Origin of the sequence: Paenibacillus sp. E194, assembly GCF_000935845.1 — a bacterium.
GTDB lineage: Bacteria > Bacillota > Bacilli > Paenibacillales > Paenibacillaceae > Paenibacillus_B > Paenibacillus_B alvei_B.
Genome location: NZ_JMDX01000028.1, coordinates 22,746 through 38,306 on the forward strand (window position 1 = coordinate 22,746; position 15,561 = coordinate 38,306).

Here is a 15,561-nt window from a genome sequence, read left to right on the forward strand (position 1 = left end):
AACTCATCTGTCATTCGGTCCATTGTTAGAATACTAGAGTTACATTAAAGAAAACTGAACCGAACCTTAAAATAAGATAAAAAGCAATTCCCTCAATGGCAATACACCTATAATGTCCACCCTACAGAAATTGTTGTACACACCACGAAATCATTCCATTTCCGATTGGAATCGTTTACAATATGAATATTGCCGCTTTTTTTTCAATTTCCCGCTTTACAGATGAAGCGAAACGTATACAATAATTACAAATCATCAACATTTCTTCTCTATTAGATTGTCTTCTTACTTATTGCCAGATCCACTTCATAGCAAGATTACATCAAGAGACTACTAGGAGGCTTGTCAGGATGAGTTGGAACTATTTTCGGTCGAAGCTGCTATTACAGTACATATGGTCGTATATATTGATTTTTCTCATCCCATTAGTGGTTCTCACGATCTTCATCTATCAAAATGCCGTCAACAATCTTCGTTCCGAAATCGAGCAATCGAACGTGAACCAGCTCAATCAGGTGAAGCTGAACATCGATTCTCGCATGACGGAGCTTCGAGACATTGCTTCCCGCATTGCTTATGATGAACAATTGACACCTTATATGATACGACATCCCTATTACAGCCGCGATGCAATATCCGCACTCGGCAAATATAAAGCAAACAGTTCCATTCTAGAAGAGCTATTCCTTTTCTACAGGAACAGCCACGCCATCTACTCGTCAAAAGGGATGACCAATATAGATGTTCTCTTTGATCAATACTATCTATTCGAGGACTGGAGCAAGAAGGATATTATTAAAGAGCTGGAAACTGAGCTCTATCCTGTCGTGCGACCAGCGGAATCCGTTAACTTAAGCATGAATATTACCAAGTCCATGCTTGCGTACATGATCCCAATCACTCCTAACAGCTCATCTCCACACGGAACAGTACTGTTCCTGATGGAGGAATCGAAGCTAACGGGGCTTATGGACACCGTTCTGAATGGATTCAAAGGCAATACCTACATCTTCGACGAGAAGGGCCGTGTGCTTACCCAGAATAATCATGGAGAACCCCTCCCGAAGAATGAGATTCGCTTGCTGTCAGGACTTGGTTCCGGCATCCATAGCTTGAAGCTGGATAACAGGCAGCAATCCGTTGTGTCTGTTAAATCCTCCATGAATGGATGGACCTATGTAACGGCCATGCCGAGCGAGCAATTTTTCGGGCGTGTGTTCCATATCCAGACCTTCTTCATGCTCGCGTTCGCTGTAGTGGTCATCGCCGGCATTCTGGCAGCCGTATTACTAGCTCGCAAGCAATACCATCCAATCCATGATCTTATGGAATTTGCCTTGTTGAATGAAGAAGCCTCTGCCGCACAGCCGGCACCTAAGAGACGCAATGAGCTGGAGTGGATTCGTAAAACTCTTCATGATTATAGTACCCGCGTCGATATTCAAGAGCCATTTGCCCGCAATCAGTTTCTTCTCATGCTGCTCAAGCATGGGAAGCTGGACAACCCAGAATCTGCACATATTATGGAGATGATCGGCATAGAACTGACAGGCAAGTACTATTTCATCATTGCAATCTCTTGGGACGAGTATCCTGGCATCGCAGATGCATTGCAGCATCGTCAGCAGATTGTAGAGCTGCTCGAGGAGATTGAAATTCCGGAATACGGTGCACACGCATATGGCATTGAGCTGCCGCATTTTGATCAATTCGCCCTCATCGTCAGTATGAATGAGGACTCAAGAATCTCCGTGGAGCACCAGATGGAACAAATCGTCGAAGCTCTTCGAATCATCGTGATGGAGAGCACGCACCTCATCCCATCCATTGGTGTTGGTAATGCCTATGAGGATGCTGCGCTCTTGAATCAGTCTTATATCGAATCAGCTTCTGCACTGGAGTATCGCATGGCGAACGGCAAGGGCAGCATTACGTATTTCAACAAGTTGTCCCATACGCCTAACGATACGTTCTGGATTGCCAAGGACTCCCTGCTTAAGCTTACTCAAAGCTTGAAGCAAGGCAATGATACTGTTGCAATGCAAATGATTGAAGCGATATTCAACAAGCTGAAGGCAGAGCGCGTATCGATCTCACTCCTTCGCTGTATTTGCTTCGATATTATGAATACCTTGTTGAAGACAGCGTCTGAGCTCGGCTTGAACGAGTTAATTCGCGATATTCCGAGCTTCACCTCCTTCGAGTCACTGGAGGAGCTTGAGAAGAAGCTTCAGCTCTTAGCCGCACATATTTGCGAACAAGTAGAGCGCAACTCGGAAAATGAACAGCTCTCTTTAATGGACAGCGTCATTGCGTATGTCGATCAACAATATACCGACTACAGCTTGAGCTTGGAAGCAATCGCACAGAAGTTCTCTATCTCGTCCTCTTATCTCAGCCGTTCATTCAAGGAGAAGACAGGCAGCAACTTCTCTCAATATATATGGCAGCGCCGCATGGATGAGGTCATTCGGCAGCTGCTGACGACTAGTGATCCGCTGAAGGACATCATCGTCAGGGTCGGATATATGGATACACCGAACTTTATTCGAAAGTTCAAGAAAGAGACGGGATATACACCAGGCCAATATCGGAAGCTTCATGCTTCAAGCGAGCAAGCGAAGGCCGCAGCAGATGCAGACGATGAATCCACAAGCTAAGTGTATACGCCACAAAAGAAAACGAGCACCGAGGGCAGGATATGAATGCCTAAGGTGCTCGTTCGCTTTCCGATTAGCTTATTTCATATTTTACAAGGTTACAACTAGCATTTACTTTCCAGTGTTCCATTGGTCATAGGCTTTTTGATAAATCTCAACGATTTTCTCAGCGCCCATCTTCTTCAATGTACCTATATACTTATCCCAATTCGCAAGCGGTTCTTGCCCTGTTACGAACTTCGCTTCCATTTGCTTCACGTAAGTGTCGAGGTCAGAGCGCAGGCTCGATACTTGCTGCTGATCAGCCTCGGACAAATATACGCTCGGGAATGGAACTTTCGCGATCGGATTGATTTTTTCCTCTGTTTCTTTCTTCAACCACTTCTCGAATTCGCCTTCGAATCCACGTTTCACTTCTTCTGTCATGACTTTCGGAACGATCGTACCGTAGTCCGGCGTCAAAGTTGCACGATAGTCCTCACGATCCTTACCATCCGGTACCGGAAGTTGTTTCTTTGTATGATCTTCCTTGTTTGCATACTCCCACAGCGTGCCTTCCGGGCCGTAGCTAAGCAATTCGGAGCCTTCTACCGAATAGAAGAAGTCAACCCAACGTATGGTTGCTTCTGGGTTTTTGTTCTTGTTCGTAATCGCGAATACGCCCTTCATTAAGCCTGGATGCTTCGCTGCGACCGGTTCGCCCATCTCGCTTTTCACAGGAGCGTACATCGGGTCTGTCATGCTAGGCTCGCCGCCCAATGTGAAGTAGGCATGGTAATCAGCGAACAATGCCACTTGATTATTTTTCCCTTTTGCTTTCTTTTGCTCATCCGTTTGGGAGAAGGTTTCATGATCTAACAATTCTTCGTTCCACAACTTGTTCAAGAACGTAAGATAGCCTTTGTATCCTTCCTCCATTGGAGAGTAGTGAACTTTTCCTACTTTATCCGCATAGATGAATTCGCCATACATCCCCCAAGAGCCGAACAACCACATACGAATGTCGTCAAGTTTAACGGATACGAGCGGAATTTCATCCTTCTTGCCATTGCCGTTCGGATCTTCTTCTTTTACCCGTTTCAAGTATGTGTATAGTTCATCCGTTGTAGATGGTACTTTGTCCATGCCAAGCTTCTTCAAGAACTTGCCGTTATACCACAATGGACCACGATACCAGCCTGCATCCAAGTCAATGCTTGGCAAGGAATAAATATGTCCATCCGGCGTCGTAATCGACTTACGAATATCTGGATTGTCATTCAGGATTTTGTTCAAATTCGGTGCATACTTCTCAATAAGTCCTTCCAAAGGAATCAATACGCCCTGGCTGCTTCCATAGTTAATCTCATCTGCAGACTGCAATTGGCCGGAGAAGAACACATCAGGATAATCGCCACTAGCAAAAACAAGGTTGCGCTTTGTATCAAAGCTATCGAGAGGCGCATTTCGGTATTCAAACTTAATGCCAGTCTTCTCTTCCATTTGCTTTAATAAAGCCATATCCTTCCAGTTTTGAATCCCTACGTCTTGTCCCATCATCGTAAGTGTGATAGGTTCCTTGACGATCGGGAAGCCTTCTTGATTTAAGTTGCTAAGTGCCTCCTCGCTACCTTTGCTTCCCTCTGCGGCAGGTTTGTCTGACGATCCGCATCCTGCGAGCATTGTGAAGATCAAGGTCATAGACATCAACAATGCCCACGTTTTTTTCCATTTTTGCATGGCAATGATCCTCCCTTTTGATGATTATTATACTCTTTGTCCTGCTTCTATAATAAGCAAAGGCGAGCCTTCGTTTATTACCGTTCATAGATTCGACAATGACAACGTACATATCTTTCATGTTCACTAGACGAAATAGACGAGATTCGTTACTGATGAAATCTACGCTGGATACATTCACAAACGTATTCTGAAATTTGCAACAGTGCTGTTCAAGCTATCCTTTGACCGATCCAATCATAACCCCTTGCACGAAGTAACGCTGCAAGAATGGGTATACAACGATAACCGGTAAAGTCGAAACAATAATGACCGAATATTTGACGAGCGATGCGATTTCTGCCTTGTTGTTTAACGCAGCGGCAACCGAACTGCTTACCGCAGCACCAGTCGTTTCTGCCGACATTTCCTGCAGAACAAGAATTTGACGCAGGATCATTTGCAGTGGATATTTCGACTCTTCATTCAAATAAATGAGAGCGCCAAAGTAGCTGTTCCAATGTCCAACCCCATAGAATAATGCCATAACGGCTATGATCGGCGCTGACAACGGCAAAATAATTTGCAGGAATAATCGCATGTTCGTACAGCCGTCAATGCTTGCTGCTTCCTGAAGTTCTCTAGGTATCGTGGATTGGAAGAATGTCCGTGCCACAATGATGTTCCAGACCGATGCTGCACCCGGCAAAATTAACGCCCACATACTATTGATTAGCCCCAGCTCTTTAATCAACAGATATCCCGGAACTAATCCGCCACCGAAGAACATTGTGAACAGAAACATTCCCATAAAGAAATTACGTCCAATGAAGTCCGATCGACTCAATGCGTATGCTGCTGGTAACGTTACGGCTAGGTTGACGCAAGTACCTACAACGGTATATAAAATGGTGTTCCCATAACCACTCCATATCTTTGAGTTCTCGAACACGCGTGAATATCCGTCAAATGTGATTCCTTTTGGAAACAGCCACATTTCACCGGAGGCTACCATCTTCGGATCACTGATAGACGCGCTTAGAATATACAACACAGGATACAATACAAGAATCAAAGCTATCGTTAAATAAATATAGTTACATACGATAAAAATCTTGTCCGCTCTCGTTTCTTTCACTGCAGCAGCTGCCATGTGCTTTTCTCCTCCTTCCTACCACAAGCTTGTTTCGCTCGTGCGTCGCGCGATTTGGTTAACAACGATGAGCAAAATAGCATTAACGATCGAGTTAAATAAACCTATCGCCGTGGAGAAGCTGTACTGCGCATCTACTAGACCTGAACGATATACGAATGTCGATATGACATCAGAAGATTCCATGTTGAGTGGGTTTTGCAAGAGCAATATTTTCTCAAATCCGACACCGAGAATGCTGCCCATGTTCAATATGAGCAAGATTGTAATCGTTGGAATAATTGCCGGAATGTTAATATGCCAGATACGTTGGAACCGGTTCGCACCGTCCACGACGGCTGCTTCATGCAGCTGTGGATCGACACCAGATAAGGCAGCCAAATAAATGATTGTCCCCCATCCTGTACCCTGCCACACACCAGACAAGACATACATTGTCTTAAACCATGCCGGATCCGTAAGGAAAGAGGCCGGTTCAAATCCGAAGAACTTAATGATATGAATGATGATACCAGTTGAAGGAGACAGGAACGTAATAATGATACCTGCCATGACGACAACGGAAATGAAGTGCGGTGCATAGGTTATCGTCTGTACCGTCCGCTTGAATACCCCATCCTTAACTTCATTGAAGGCAAGCGCCAATATAATCGGCAGCGGGAAGCCTATCGCCAGCTCGTACAAGCTGATGCTCAGCGTATTCCACAGCAGATCCCAGAAGTAGTACGAGTTGAAGAAGCGCTCGAAGTGGTCGAATCCGACCCATGGGCTCCCCATAATCCCTTTCGCTGGGATGAAGTTTTTGAATGCAATTTGAATCCCGTACATCGGGCCGTAATGGAAAATGAGGAAGTACAAAAATGCAGGAGCAATAAATAAATACAACTCCCAATTCTGAAGCATCTTCTTCCACGTCGGTTTCTTCTTATTTGGAACCACGTTCATTGAAAGGGCACTCTGTCCATTTCCTTGCATCGTGTCCACTCCTCCCTTCAAATGATGGCATGGTCTTCACAGTCACTTTCATTGATGAACGATGAACTGTGCATGAAGCCATGCTAACGCTTTCATGAGAATATTTTAGGCATCCTTTACCAATATCGTAAATATGTCGATTCCGCATTGTCGTTAACATATCCTTTACAACCGCGCCACTGCGCGTTTTTTTGATTACGCGCCCTGCGTCAGCACTACCTCAATTGAAGGCGAAATTGGTACATTTTGATATTACCGATCACACACCATATATTACACATTGTCAGGAAAAACATATCGAACAAGGCTGAATACAACGCTTATTGTTCAGCTTCCAATCCTTCCATCTATTGCTGAATTCTGCATCAGGATGTATGATAGTTCTATAATCATAGAACTAATGAATTTATAAACTCACATACATGGACACATGTATAAGAAAGGGGAAAGATTCAATTGTCTACTTATCTTCTTGTTCACGGAGCATGGGATGGCGGATTTGTATGGAGGGAAGTCGCAGCATTGCTTCGACAAGCTGGTCATGATGTGTACACTCCCTCCCTCACTGGACTTGGAGAGCGAACACATCTAACTCATCCAGACATTGATCTCCATACATTCATTCAGGATATTGTAGGGGTCTTTACTTATGAACAGCTCGAGGATGTTATTCTTGTTGGACACAGCTTCTCCGGAATGGTAATCACCGGGGCAGCTGAAATTGTACCCGATCGAATCAAGAAGCTGGTCTATGTTGATGCCATGATTCCCCGGCATGGAGAATCTGTCGCGACCCTCTCAGCTCCATACTTGGATAATCCCTATCCAAGTGCTGCAGATGGCGACACACCGGCGTTTATTGCACCACCTAACTTAACAGATTCGCGTAAATCGCCAATGCCGACCCGTTCGTATATGCAGGAGCTCTCCCTTACCAATGAATGTGCCGCTACCCTTCCTCGCATCTACATAGAACCGCTGGATCATCCTGATAGTTGGCCGATGGCTGCCTTTTTCCGCGCAATGGCCTTACGCGCCCGGGATGCTGGCTGGCGTTATATGAGCCTCGAGAAAGGAGGGCATTGGCTCATGAAGACTCAACCCGAACCATTGTCCAAGCTGCTCCTGAATCTGTAAACCACATAAAAATGCCCTTAATCCACATTAAGTGTGGATTAAGGGCATTTATTGTTGAATCAATAGTATATGCGATTATCTTCCGCTCTTCAGTTCCGTCCATAAGCGATCATACAATTGCAGATTTTTACCGACATCACCGAGCCATTCTGTACGTTCCAGTTCTTCGTCAGTTAAGTTGATCATTTTATTGTCCAGATACTCTTTGCTATGGTGCTCTTTCGCCTTCGTCACAGGATTGCTGTAACCGATAGCCTCATAGTTCTTCGCACTGTTCTCTGGATCAAGCATGAAATTGATGAACTTCTCCGCTAATTCCTTATTCTTCGTACCCTTTGGAATCGCATAGTTGTCCGAGAAGATCGTGCTTCCTGTCTTTGGAATCATGAATGCAACATCTGGGTTCTCACCATGAATGACAGATGCATCGCCAGACCATACCGTACCGATCCAGCCTTCTTCCGCAATCATCTTCTGCTTGATGTTGTCCGTATCGAATGCAAGCACGTTCGGAACAAGCTTGCGCAGGTCATCAACAGCCGCGTTGATTTCCGCTTCATTTTGGGAGCTGTTCGATTTGCCTGCCTTCTTCAGCGCCATACCTACGATCTCGCGGTTATCATCCAGGAGAAGTACTTTACCCTTGTACTCATCCTTCCACAAATCCGCCCAATCGGTTGGAGCTTGCTTCACATATTTTGTGTTGTAGGCAATGCCTGTTACACCCCATGTATATACGATAGAATACTTGTTGCCGGGATCAAATTCAGGGTTTTTGAAACGATCCGTGACGTATTGGAAATTCGGAATATGATTTAAATCAAGCGGCTCCAGCAAATCTTGCTTAATCATGCTAGCCACCATATAGTCGGACGGTTGAATTAAATCATAATTCGCGCCGCCGGCTTTCAACTTCGCCAGCAGTTCCTCGTTGTTGGCAAAAATCGCATAGTTAACTTTTACGTTATTCTCCGATTCGAATTTCTTGATCATATCCATATCGAAGTTATCTGCCCAGCTATACAAATTCAATGTTTGCTCCGGCTTAGAAGAGCAGCCTGCCAGTGCAGTAAGTGCCAACATCCCGGCCAATACGACCGCGAACCATTTCTTTTTGTTCAATTCTTGTTACCCCTCTCTGATCCTGCAACAGATCCTTAGAATGTATTAATTATTATGATTCAAATTCACATGCTCACATCGGGTGAACAGTGAATTAGAACGGCAGCATAGAGCTTTTCTTCTCTCCGTTACCGCGGTTCAACAACCATTGCGCCAGTACGATCAGCACAACGCTCAAGATAATCATTAGCGTACACAAGGCGTTAATCTCCGGAGAGATTCCCCGTTTTACCAATCCGTAAATGTAAATCGGCAATGTTGTCGAGTTCGGCCCGGCAACAAAGAAGCTGATCATAAAATCATCAATCGACAGTGTGAAAGCCATGATCGCTCCGGCAAGTACACCTGGCCATATCGATGGAAGCGTAACATAGCGGAATGTCTGCCATGGTGTAGCACCAAGATCAGATGCCGCTTCTTCAAGCTGCTTACCCATGTTGGCAAGTCTGGAAGCAACGATCACATACACGTATGAAATACTGAACGTGATATGTGCAATAATAACCGTCATTTTGCCCAGATCAATCTTAAACTGGCTGAACAGCACCAGTAGGGACAAACCCATAATGATATCCGGCACAATAATCGGCAAGTACAACAATCCGATTACGCCTTGCTTACGCTTGGCAGTCATTCGGCGAAGTGCAATTGCCGCTATCGTGCCGAGTACAGTCGAGATGACTGTAGATATCAATGCGATTGACAAGCTGTTGCTGAGTGCTTCCATTACTTGTCGGTTGTCGAATAGTGAACTGTACCATTTGAACGTGAAACCGCTCCAATTCGAATTAATCCGCGAATTGTTGAACGAGTACGCGATAATCAAAAATACAGGTATATAAATAAATAGAATTAACAGTATCGAATGGAGCGCAAGAAGCGGACTCTGATTCTTTTTGGTTGCTACTTTCATGCCCCCGCCTCCTTCGATGCATCATATTTGGAGCGGAGTGCTCGGTTGAACAGCCCAATAATAATTAGGGAACTGATCACGAACACGACTGACAGCGCGGAACCGAATGGCCAGTCACGCGCACCTAGGAACTGATTCTGTATAATGTTGCTGAGCATTTGCGCCTTAGCGCCGCCCAGAATGTCTGTAACAACGAACATCCCCGCTGTTGTCACGAAGACCAGCACACTGCCCGTCATCATGCCAGACTTCGTCTGCGGCAGCGTAATATGCCAGAACGACTTCCATTTCGTAGCACCCAAATCACTGGATGCCTCAAGCAATCGCTTGTCCATTTGCTCCAAAGAAACATAAATCGGAAGCACCATATACGGAATGAACGTATAGACCATTCCAAGCAGTACTGCTCCCTTGGTATAGAGCATTTGCAGCGGCTCCGCGATCAATCCCAGATCAAGGAGCGTCTGATTGACGACCCCTTGCGTACGCAGCAAGAGTACCCATGCATATGTCCGAATCAGGAAGTTAATCCAGAACGGAACCGTAATGAGAATGAGCAGCAGCTTCTGCTTCGCCGGGCTTGTCGTCGAAATATAATACGCAAGCGGATAGCTGAACAACAAGCAAATTGCTGTTGTTAACACAGATAGCCACAGCGTATCCCAATAAATACCCAAGTATAAGGGATCGAAAAATCGTTCATAATTGTTCAGCGTAAACGAAAAGACGATATTGCCGAGCTCGTCGCGCTGCATGAAGGATACAGCGATGACCGCGATCATCGGCACGACAAGGAATATCGTCAGCCACAATACGACCGGCGCAATGATGCCAAATGAGCGTTTCATGAGCCGATCATCACCTCATCTTGCTTACTCCAGCTTACTCCAATATGCTGACCAATCTCCCACGTCCGCTCGTCCTTGAAGTCAAGCACAACCGATACGTTCGTTTGGTCGTTATCCAAGTGCACGATCAGCTTGTGGATATTCCCCAAATAAACGATATCCTGAATAATTCCAGTACGAGGTGCACATTCCACATCCGCTGTCACGTGAATTTTCTCTGGACGTACGGTGAAGAGGTTCTCTTCATGGAATACGTTGTTCTCCCCTACAAACGTAGCTGCAAACAACGTCTCCGGGCGTTCGTAAATATTTTTAGGAGAGTCGATCTGTTCGACACGTCCGTTATTCATAATCACGATTCGATCCGACATCATCATCGCTTCTTCTTGATCATGGGTTACATATACGAATGTAATGCCCAAGCTCCGCTGCAATTGCTTCAGTTCAGCCTGCAAATTTTTGCGCAGCTGCAGATCAAGTGCACCGAGCGGCTCGTCCAATAGCAGCACCTTCGGCTTGTTCGCAATTGCCCGTGCAATCGCAACACGCTGCTGCTGTCCACCAGACAATTGATGTGGATAACGCTTCGCAAGTGCTGTAAGTTGCGTCAAGCGAATGGCTTCATCAATACGCTTGCGCTGTTCAGCTTGCGGAATTTTCTTCATCTTTAGGCCGAATTGAATATTTTGCTCGACCGTCATATGAGGGAACAACGCGTAATGTTGAAATACAAGATTCAAATTCCGCTTGTTCGGAGGTAAGTTCGTAACATCTTCTCCATCTAGGCGGATATGGCCAGATGAAGGCTGTTCAAAGCCAGCAATCATGCGTAAAATGGTTGTCTTCCCACAACCACTCGGACCGAGCAGCGTCAAAAATTCCCCTTCGCCAATCGTAAGCGACAGAGGATGCACAACGGGTTGCCCGGCAAAATGCTTCTCCACATTTACCAGTTCAATCATTAGCATCAACCCCTTACATCGTCAGTCTGCCAATTGGAGCAGCTGTTCCTGCATGCAGCATGCCATCGAATGGCAAGCTAACACGCCCTGCAGCACTACCCCAAATGGGATGAACAAGAATGCGCGCAGTGTATAGGATACGTTCTTATTCATTAAGCAAAAAAAGCCATATCCATTGGTATGGCTTCTACGTCCCGTTCACGTTGGCGTTTTTGCATATCCAATATACATCGTTTTGTCTGACGATACAACTTATTTTAACGTAATTTCGACAAAAACATACATTTCTTTTCAACGGTTCGACCTATTTCCAATAGCGATCAGGCCATGAGGCACTTATTTACATTCGAACTATCGGAGAATACGATAATATTCATTTCCCCTGTTACATTCTAGGGCTTTGTTCCCTAAAATACAACCCCTAATCCAAGATGGCGTCCATACAAAAAGGCACTATGTCATTTCTGACACGAGTGCCCCTTGATACAGCGCCATTTCTGACGTACTATTGCTTGCCTAATTGGGAATATTTCATTGATTTTACAGAATGCTTTCAACCAAGTCAACGCTGTTTACTGCACGCTTCATTTCAGTTGTTACTGCGTTCATTATTTCAATTGATATTGAATTTGCACCTGCGCATTCAACTTAATAAGGCCGCCCTGCAAAGAAGTTGAAGCCACATCCTTTTTCATATCCGACGGGCTTGCTGCTGCGTCGTACATCACGCGTATCGGGGACCAATCCGCCCCAGACTCAGTAATCGTAAGTGCTGCACCTGCTTCACGGCCAGCCGCTTTCGCGAGTGCGGATGCCTTCTTCGCTGCATGCTGTACTGCTTTCTCCAACACCTGTGCCTCATAGTCAGTACGCTTCTCCGTATCGAATTGAATACGGACTACTCGGTTCACACCTGCATCGGTAGCAGCATCTACTAAGCTCCCTAGGCGATTCAAATCACGATACGTCACACGCACAGCATGCTGTGCTTGATAACCTATGATTTGAGGCTCTTTATTTTCCACGTATTTATATTCAGGATTAACCGAGAAATTGACCGTCTTCAGATCTTTTTCCTGAACACCATATTTCGAAGTAAGCACCTGTTTCACTTTTTCGAACAACACGGCATTTTGCTTTTGTGCTTCAGCCGCTGTTTTCCCACGTGTATCAATTGCCAGCTCCGCATAAGCCACATCAGGCGTTACTTCCAATTCTCCCATGCCCGATACGTTCACCGTATCCTTCACACTGAATTCTGCCGCTGCTGCATGCACAGGCACTGGTGCTGCAACTCCTGTCCCCACAAGCAGCGCTCCTGTAAGCATGACCGCCATCGTCATTCGACGCCATGTCATTCTTCCTGTCAATTGCGTCATAATCCATTCCTCCATCACGTTATAGAATGTAAGATTGACTTGCTTCTTGTCTTCTAAACGTTAATAAGGTAAATATTGTTGCAAGTCCGGACATAACTTTAGATGTATTTTCTGCGGTTATTGAGTCGGTACAAATGTAACGCTGCAGGTCATTTTATAATCATTAACCTACAGTTTTATACAATTCTTGTCATTTTATGCTTATTTCGACCTGTCGGTCGCTTAAAATCCATGATATGGTAGAGCTGTAAGTTTCCATTAAAAGATGTCTGAGGAGGAATACATGTGATTCGTAACAAAGGAAAATTTGCTTTACTTGTCGCTCTTGCATTGAGCATGCTTGCTCCTGCATCATTATCAGCCAAATCTGCTGATGAAGTGATGATCGAACAGAAGTACGGCCCGGAATCGGGGTATTCGAAGGTATTCCAAAAACAAGACATTCCTAAGGCATATATCGCTGTATACGAATGGTCAGCTGATTTCTCCACGACAACCCAACAACAAATTAAGAAAGACATCGCGGTTCCTAGCGATACTCTCCGCACTACCCTCCAGTTGAACGTCAGCTCTGAGAAAAATACCGGCGGCAATGCAAAATTCAAGGTCGAATTAGAGATGTACTACCCTTGGGCAGGTTATTTGATCGAAGAATCACGCGAACTTAGTGTAGGTTATCAAAATGCACCTGTATACTTCTATAAGCTCAAGCCAGGCAATACATACCGTCTGCGCATTAATGGGAATGTAAAAGGTTCTGTTGACGTCTATAGAGAATAGGTTGCGACAATCAATCGTAACAGCCGCACACAAATACAGCCTAATCTCCTTCAAGTGATTAGGCTGTATCACATTTCATACCGTTCATCTGATGCACCATTCAACAAGCTTACCATAATAAAAAAAGAGCCTTTACGGCTCTTCTCTTGATCACAGTGGCAGCTCGCTGCTTCCACTATGATTGAACACGATGTCAGCTACAGATTAGCTGTCCAATTCTTCCTTGCTTACAAGCCCGACTAAAGCGCTTACAGCCTGATCAGCGTCCGCGCCGTCCGCAGTAATGGTAATTGACGTACCGGTGCTGATTGCGAGACTCATAATTCCCATGATGCTCTTAGCATTGACTTTCTTATCTTCTTTTTCAACGAAGATATCCGAAGAATATTTATTCGCTTCTTGAACGAACAAGGCCGCAGGTCTTGCGTGCAGTCCAGTCTTCAAACGTACGACAATTGGTTGTTGAGCCATGCGAATCATACCCCCTATATTCCATGTAGTTTACATTACACAAATTTACGCTAATTTGCTCTATTTCATCACATATTAGCATTATAAACGATTTTAAGCGAGGAATAAAGTTTATCTCGCTATCCGTTGCGCATTCGCTCAGCCAGCTCGTCTATCTTGCGCAGTCGATGATTGACACCGGATTTACTAACCTTACCGCCCAGAAGCTCTCCCACTTCCTTCAGATTAATATCCGGGTGTGCCAATCTGACCTCGGCAACTTCTCTCAGCTTATCTGGGAGCTTATCTAATCCAAGATGCCTATCCAAATAACGAATATTTTCGATTTGGCGCACAGCAGCACCAATCGTCTTATTCAAGTTAGCCGTTTCACAATTGACGATTCGGTTCACGGAGTTGCGCATATCCCGCATAATACGGACATCCTCGAACTTGAACAGCGCCTGGTGAGCACCGATGATATTGAGGAACTCAATAATTTTCTCGCCCTCTTTGATGTACAGGACGAAGCCCTTCTTGCGCTCAATAAATCGTGCATTCAACTGGAACTCATTCGCCAGATCAACTAATGCGCGGCAATGTTCCTCGTACATCGAGGATATCTCCAAGTGATAGGAAGATCCCTCTGGATTATTCACCGATCCTCCTGCCATGAACGCTCCTCGTAAATATGCGCGTTTGCAGCAGTTATTTTTAACAATCTGCGTGTCAATGCCGTCCGTGAACAAGAACCCTTCCGATACAATGTGCAGGTCACGCAAAATCTCCTGCACACGCGTCGGAATACGTACAATGTACACATTATTTTTCTTCAAGCGCATCTTCTTGCGTACAAGCAGCTCCGTATGCACTTGAAAATACGTTTTAACAAGCGTATAAATGCGGCGTGCGATCGCTGCATTCTCTGTAGAAATGTCCAATATTACCTTGCGGTTGGACGAGAGCTGCACAGAACCGTTCATACGCATTAGCGCAGACAGTTCCGCCTTCTCACAGCACGACTCGGATTCGATCATGGTTAATTCTTTTTTTGTCTGTGCTGCAAAAGACATAGCGGCTCACCTCTTTCGTAACATCCAATTTTCCACAAGCTGATAAATATGATGACTAAGCTTATCTGCGTCGTGACGTAGATAGGTGCGGAACAGCACTAAGGAATCCGCGATTACCTGATATCCACGCTTCGTCACTTCTTCCATATCCAAATGGACAGCCTTCGCCCCCTGTTCGGCATATTTATCCTGAACTTGCGGCGGAATCTCCCCATTATTCACGATAACATAGTCGAACAATTGAGTGCCGACATGAAGCTGAACAGCTTCCAAATGATCACTCACGGAATAGTTATCCGTTTCTCCCGGCTGAGTCATCACATTACATACAAAAATCTTTACCGCATTTGATTCCAATACTGCCTGTGCCAGCTTCGGTACGAGCAAGGTAGGAATAATGCTCGTATACAG

15 protein-coding genes are annotated in these 15,561 nt (G+C 45.1%); 3 read left to right on the forward strand and 12 right to left on the reverse strand.

The window, feature by feature from the left end; translation table 11 throughout:
• Positions 1-350: 350 nt before the first annotated feature.
• Positions 351-2,660 (forward strand): helix-turn-helix domain-containing protein, encoded by a 2,310-nt coding sequence (locus AZ66_RS06095; protein WP_044354019.1) that lies wholly within the window; start codon positions 351-353, stop codon positions 2,658-2,660.
• 111 nt (positions 2,661-2,771) lie between these two features.
• On the opposite strand, the gene AZ66_RS06100 is transcribed toward AZ66_RS06095, so the two are convergent.
• From AZ66_RS06100 to AZ66_RS06110, 3 genes are all read right to left on the reverse strand, one after another.
• Entirely contained in the window at positions 2,772-4,379 is a 1,608-nt protein-coding gene (locus tag AZ66_RS06100) for an extracellular solute-binding protein (protein ID WP_044354020.1), read from the reverse strand.
• 217 nt (positions 4,380-4,596) lie between these two features.
• The gene (locus AZ66_RS06105; protein ID WP_044354021.1) at positions 4,597-5,511 is read right to left on the reverse strand and encodes a carbohydrate ABC transporter permease; all 915 of its coding nucleotides are present in this window, start codon (positions 5,509-5,511) and stop codon (positions 4,597-4,599) included.
• Positions 5,512-5,529: 18 nt separating this feature from the next.
• Positions 5,530-6,486 (reverse strand): ABC transporter permease, encoded by a 957-nt coding sequence (locus tag AZ66_RS06110; protein ID WP_044354022.1) that lies wholly within the window; start codon positions 6,484-6,486, stop codon positions 5,530-5,532.
• 456 nt (positions 6,487-6,942) lie between these two features.
• On the opposite strand from AZ66_RS06110, the gene AZ66_RS06115 reads away from it, so the two are divergent.
• A complete protein-coding gene (locus AZ66_RS06115) occupies positions 6,943-7,623 on the forward strand; it encodes an alpha/beta fold hydrolase (RefSeq protein WP_044354023.1) in 681 nt (226 codons plus the stop codon).
• Between the two features lie 75 nt (positions 7,624-7,698).
• Here AZ66_RS06115 and AZ66_RS06120 read toward each other — a convergent pair whose 3' ends face one another.
• From AZ66_RS06120 to AZ66_RS06140, 6 genes are all read right to left on the reverse strand, one after another.
• Positions 7,699-8,745: an ABC transporter substrate-binding protein gene (locus AZ66_RS06120; protein ID WP_044354024.1), complete on the reverse strand. Its 1,047-nt coding sequence runs from the start codon at positions 8,743-8,745 to the stop codon at positions 7,699-7,701.
• A 94-nt stretch (positions 8,746-8,839) separates the two neighbouring features.
• A complete protein-coding gene (locus tag AZ66_RS06125; protein WP_021258711.1) occupies positions 8,840-9,658 on the reverse strand; it encodes an ABC transporter permease in 819 nt (272 codons plus the stop codon).
• The gene (locus AZ66_RS06130; RefSeq protein ID WP_021252835.1) at positions 9,655-10,506 is read right to left on the reverse strand and encodes an ABC transporter permease; all 852 of its coding nucleotides are present in this window, start codon (positions 10,504-10,506) and stop codon (positions 9,655-9,657) included. Before AZ66_RS06130 ends, AZ66_RS06125 begins: the two co-directional genes overlap by 4 nt.
• Entirely contained in the window at positions 10,503-11,474 is a 972-nt protein-coding gene (locus tag AZ66_RS06135) for an ABC transporter ATP-binding protein (RefSeq protein ID WP_269433059.1), read from the reverse strand. Before AZ66_RS06135 ends, AZ66_RS06130 begins: the two co-directional genes overlap by 4 nt.
• A 15-nt stretch (positions 11,475-11,489) precedes the next feature.
• Complete coding sequence (locus AZ66_RS33275) at positions 11,490-11,621, reverse strand: hypothetical protein (RefSeq protein WP_269433058.1); 132 nt, start codon at positions 11,619-11,621, stop codon at positions 11,490-11,492.
• Positions 11,622-12,076: 455 nt separating this feature from the next.
• Positions 12,077-12,847: an SIMPL domain-containing protein gene (locus AZ66_RS06140; protein WP_044354025.1), complete on the reverse strand. Its 771-nt coding sequence runs from the start codon at positions 12,845-12,847 to the stop codon at positions 12,077-12,079.
• Between the two features lie 285 nt (positions 12,848-13,132).
• Between AZ66_RS06140 and AZ66_RS06145 the strand changes: the two genes are divergently transcribed.
• Entirely contained in the window at positions 13,133-13,627 is a 495-nt protein-coding gene (locus AZ66_RS06145) for a hypothetical protein (protein WP_044354026.1), read from the forward strand.
• A gap of 204 nt (positions 13,628-13,831) precedes the next feature.
• Here AZ66_RS06145 and AZ66_RS06150 read toward each other — a convergent pair whose 3' ends face one another.
• The 3 genes from AZ66_RS06150 to AZ66_RS06160 all read right to left on the reverse strand — a co-directional run.
• On the reverse strand, positions 13,832-14,098 hold the full coding sequence (locus AZ66_RS06150) for an HPr family phosphocarrier protein (protein WP_005545782.1): 267 nt from the start codon (positions 14,096-14,098) through the stop codon (positions 13,832-13,834).
• A 119-nt stretch (positions 14,099-14,217) separates the two neighbouring features.
• The gene (whiA, locus tag AZ66_RS06155) at positions 14,218-15,150 is read right to left on the reverse strand and encodes a DNA-binding protein WhiA (RefSeq protein ID WP_021258715.1); all 933 of its coding nucleotides are present in this window, start codon (positions 15,148-15,150) and stop codon (positions 14,218-14,220) included.
• Between the two features lie 6 nt (positions 15,151-15,156).
• The coding region (locus tag AZ66_RS06160) for a gluconeogenesis factor YvcK family protein (RefSeq protein ID WP_044354027.1) at positions 15,157-15,561 on the reverse strand (405 nt) is incomplete at its 5' end.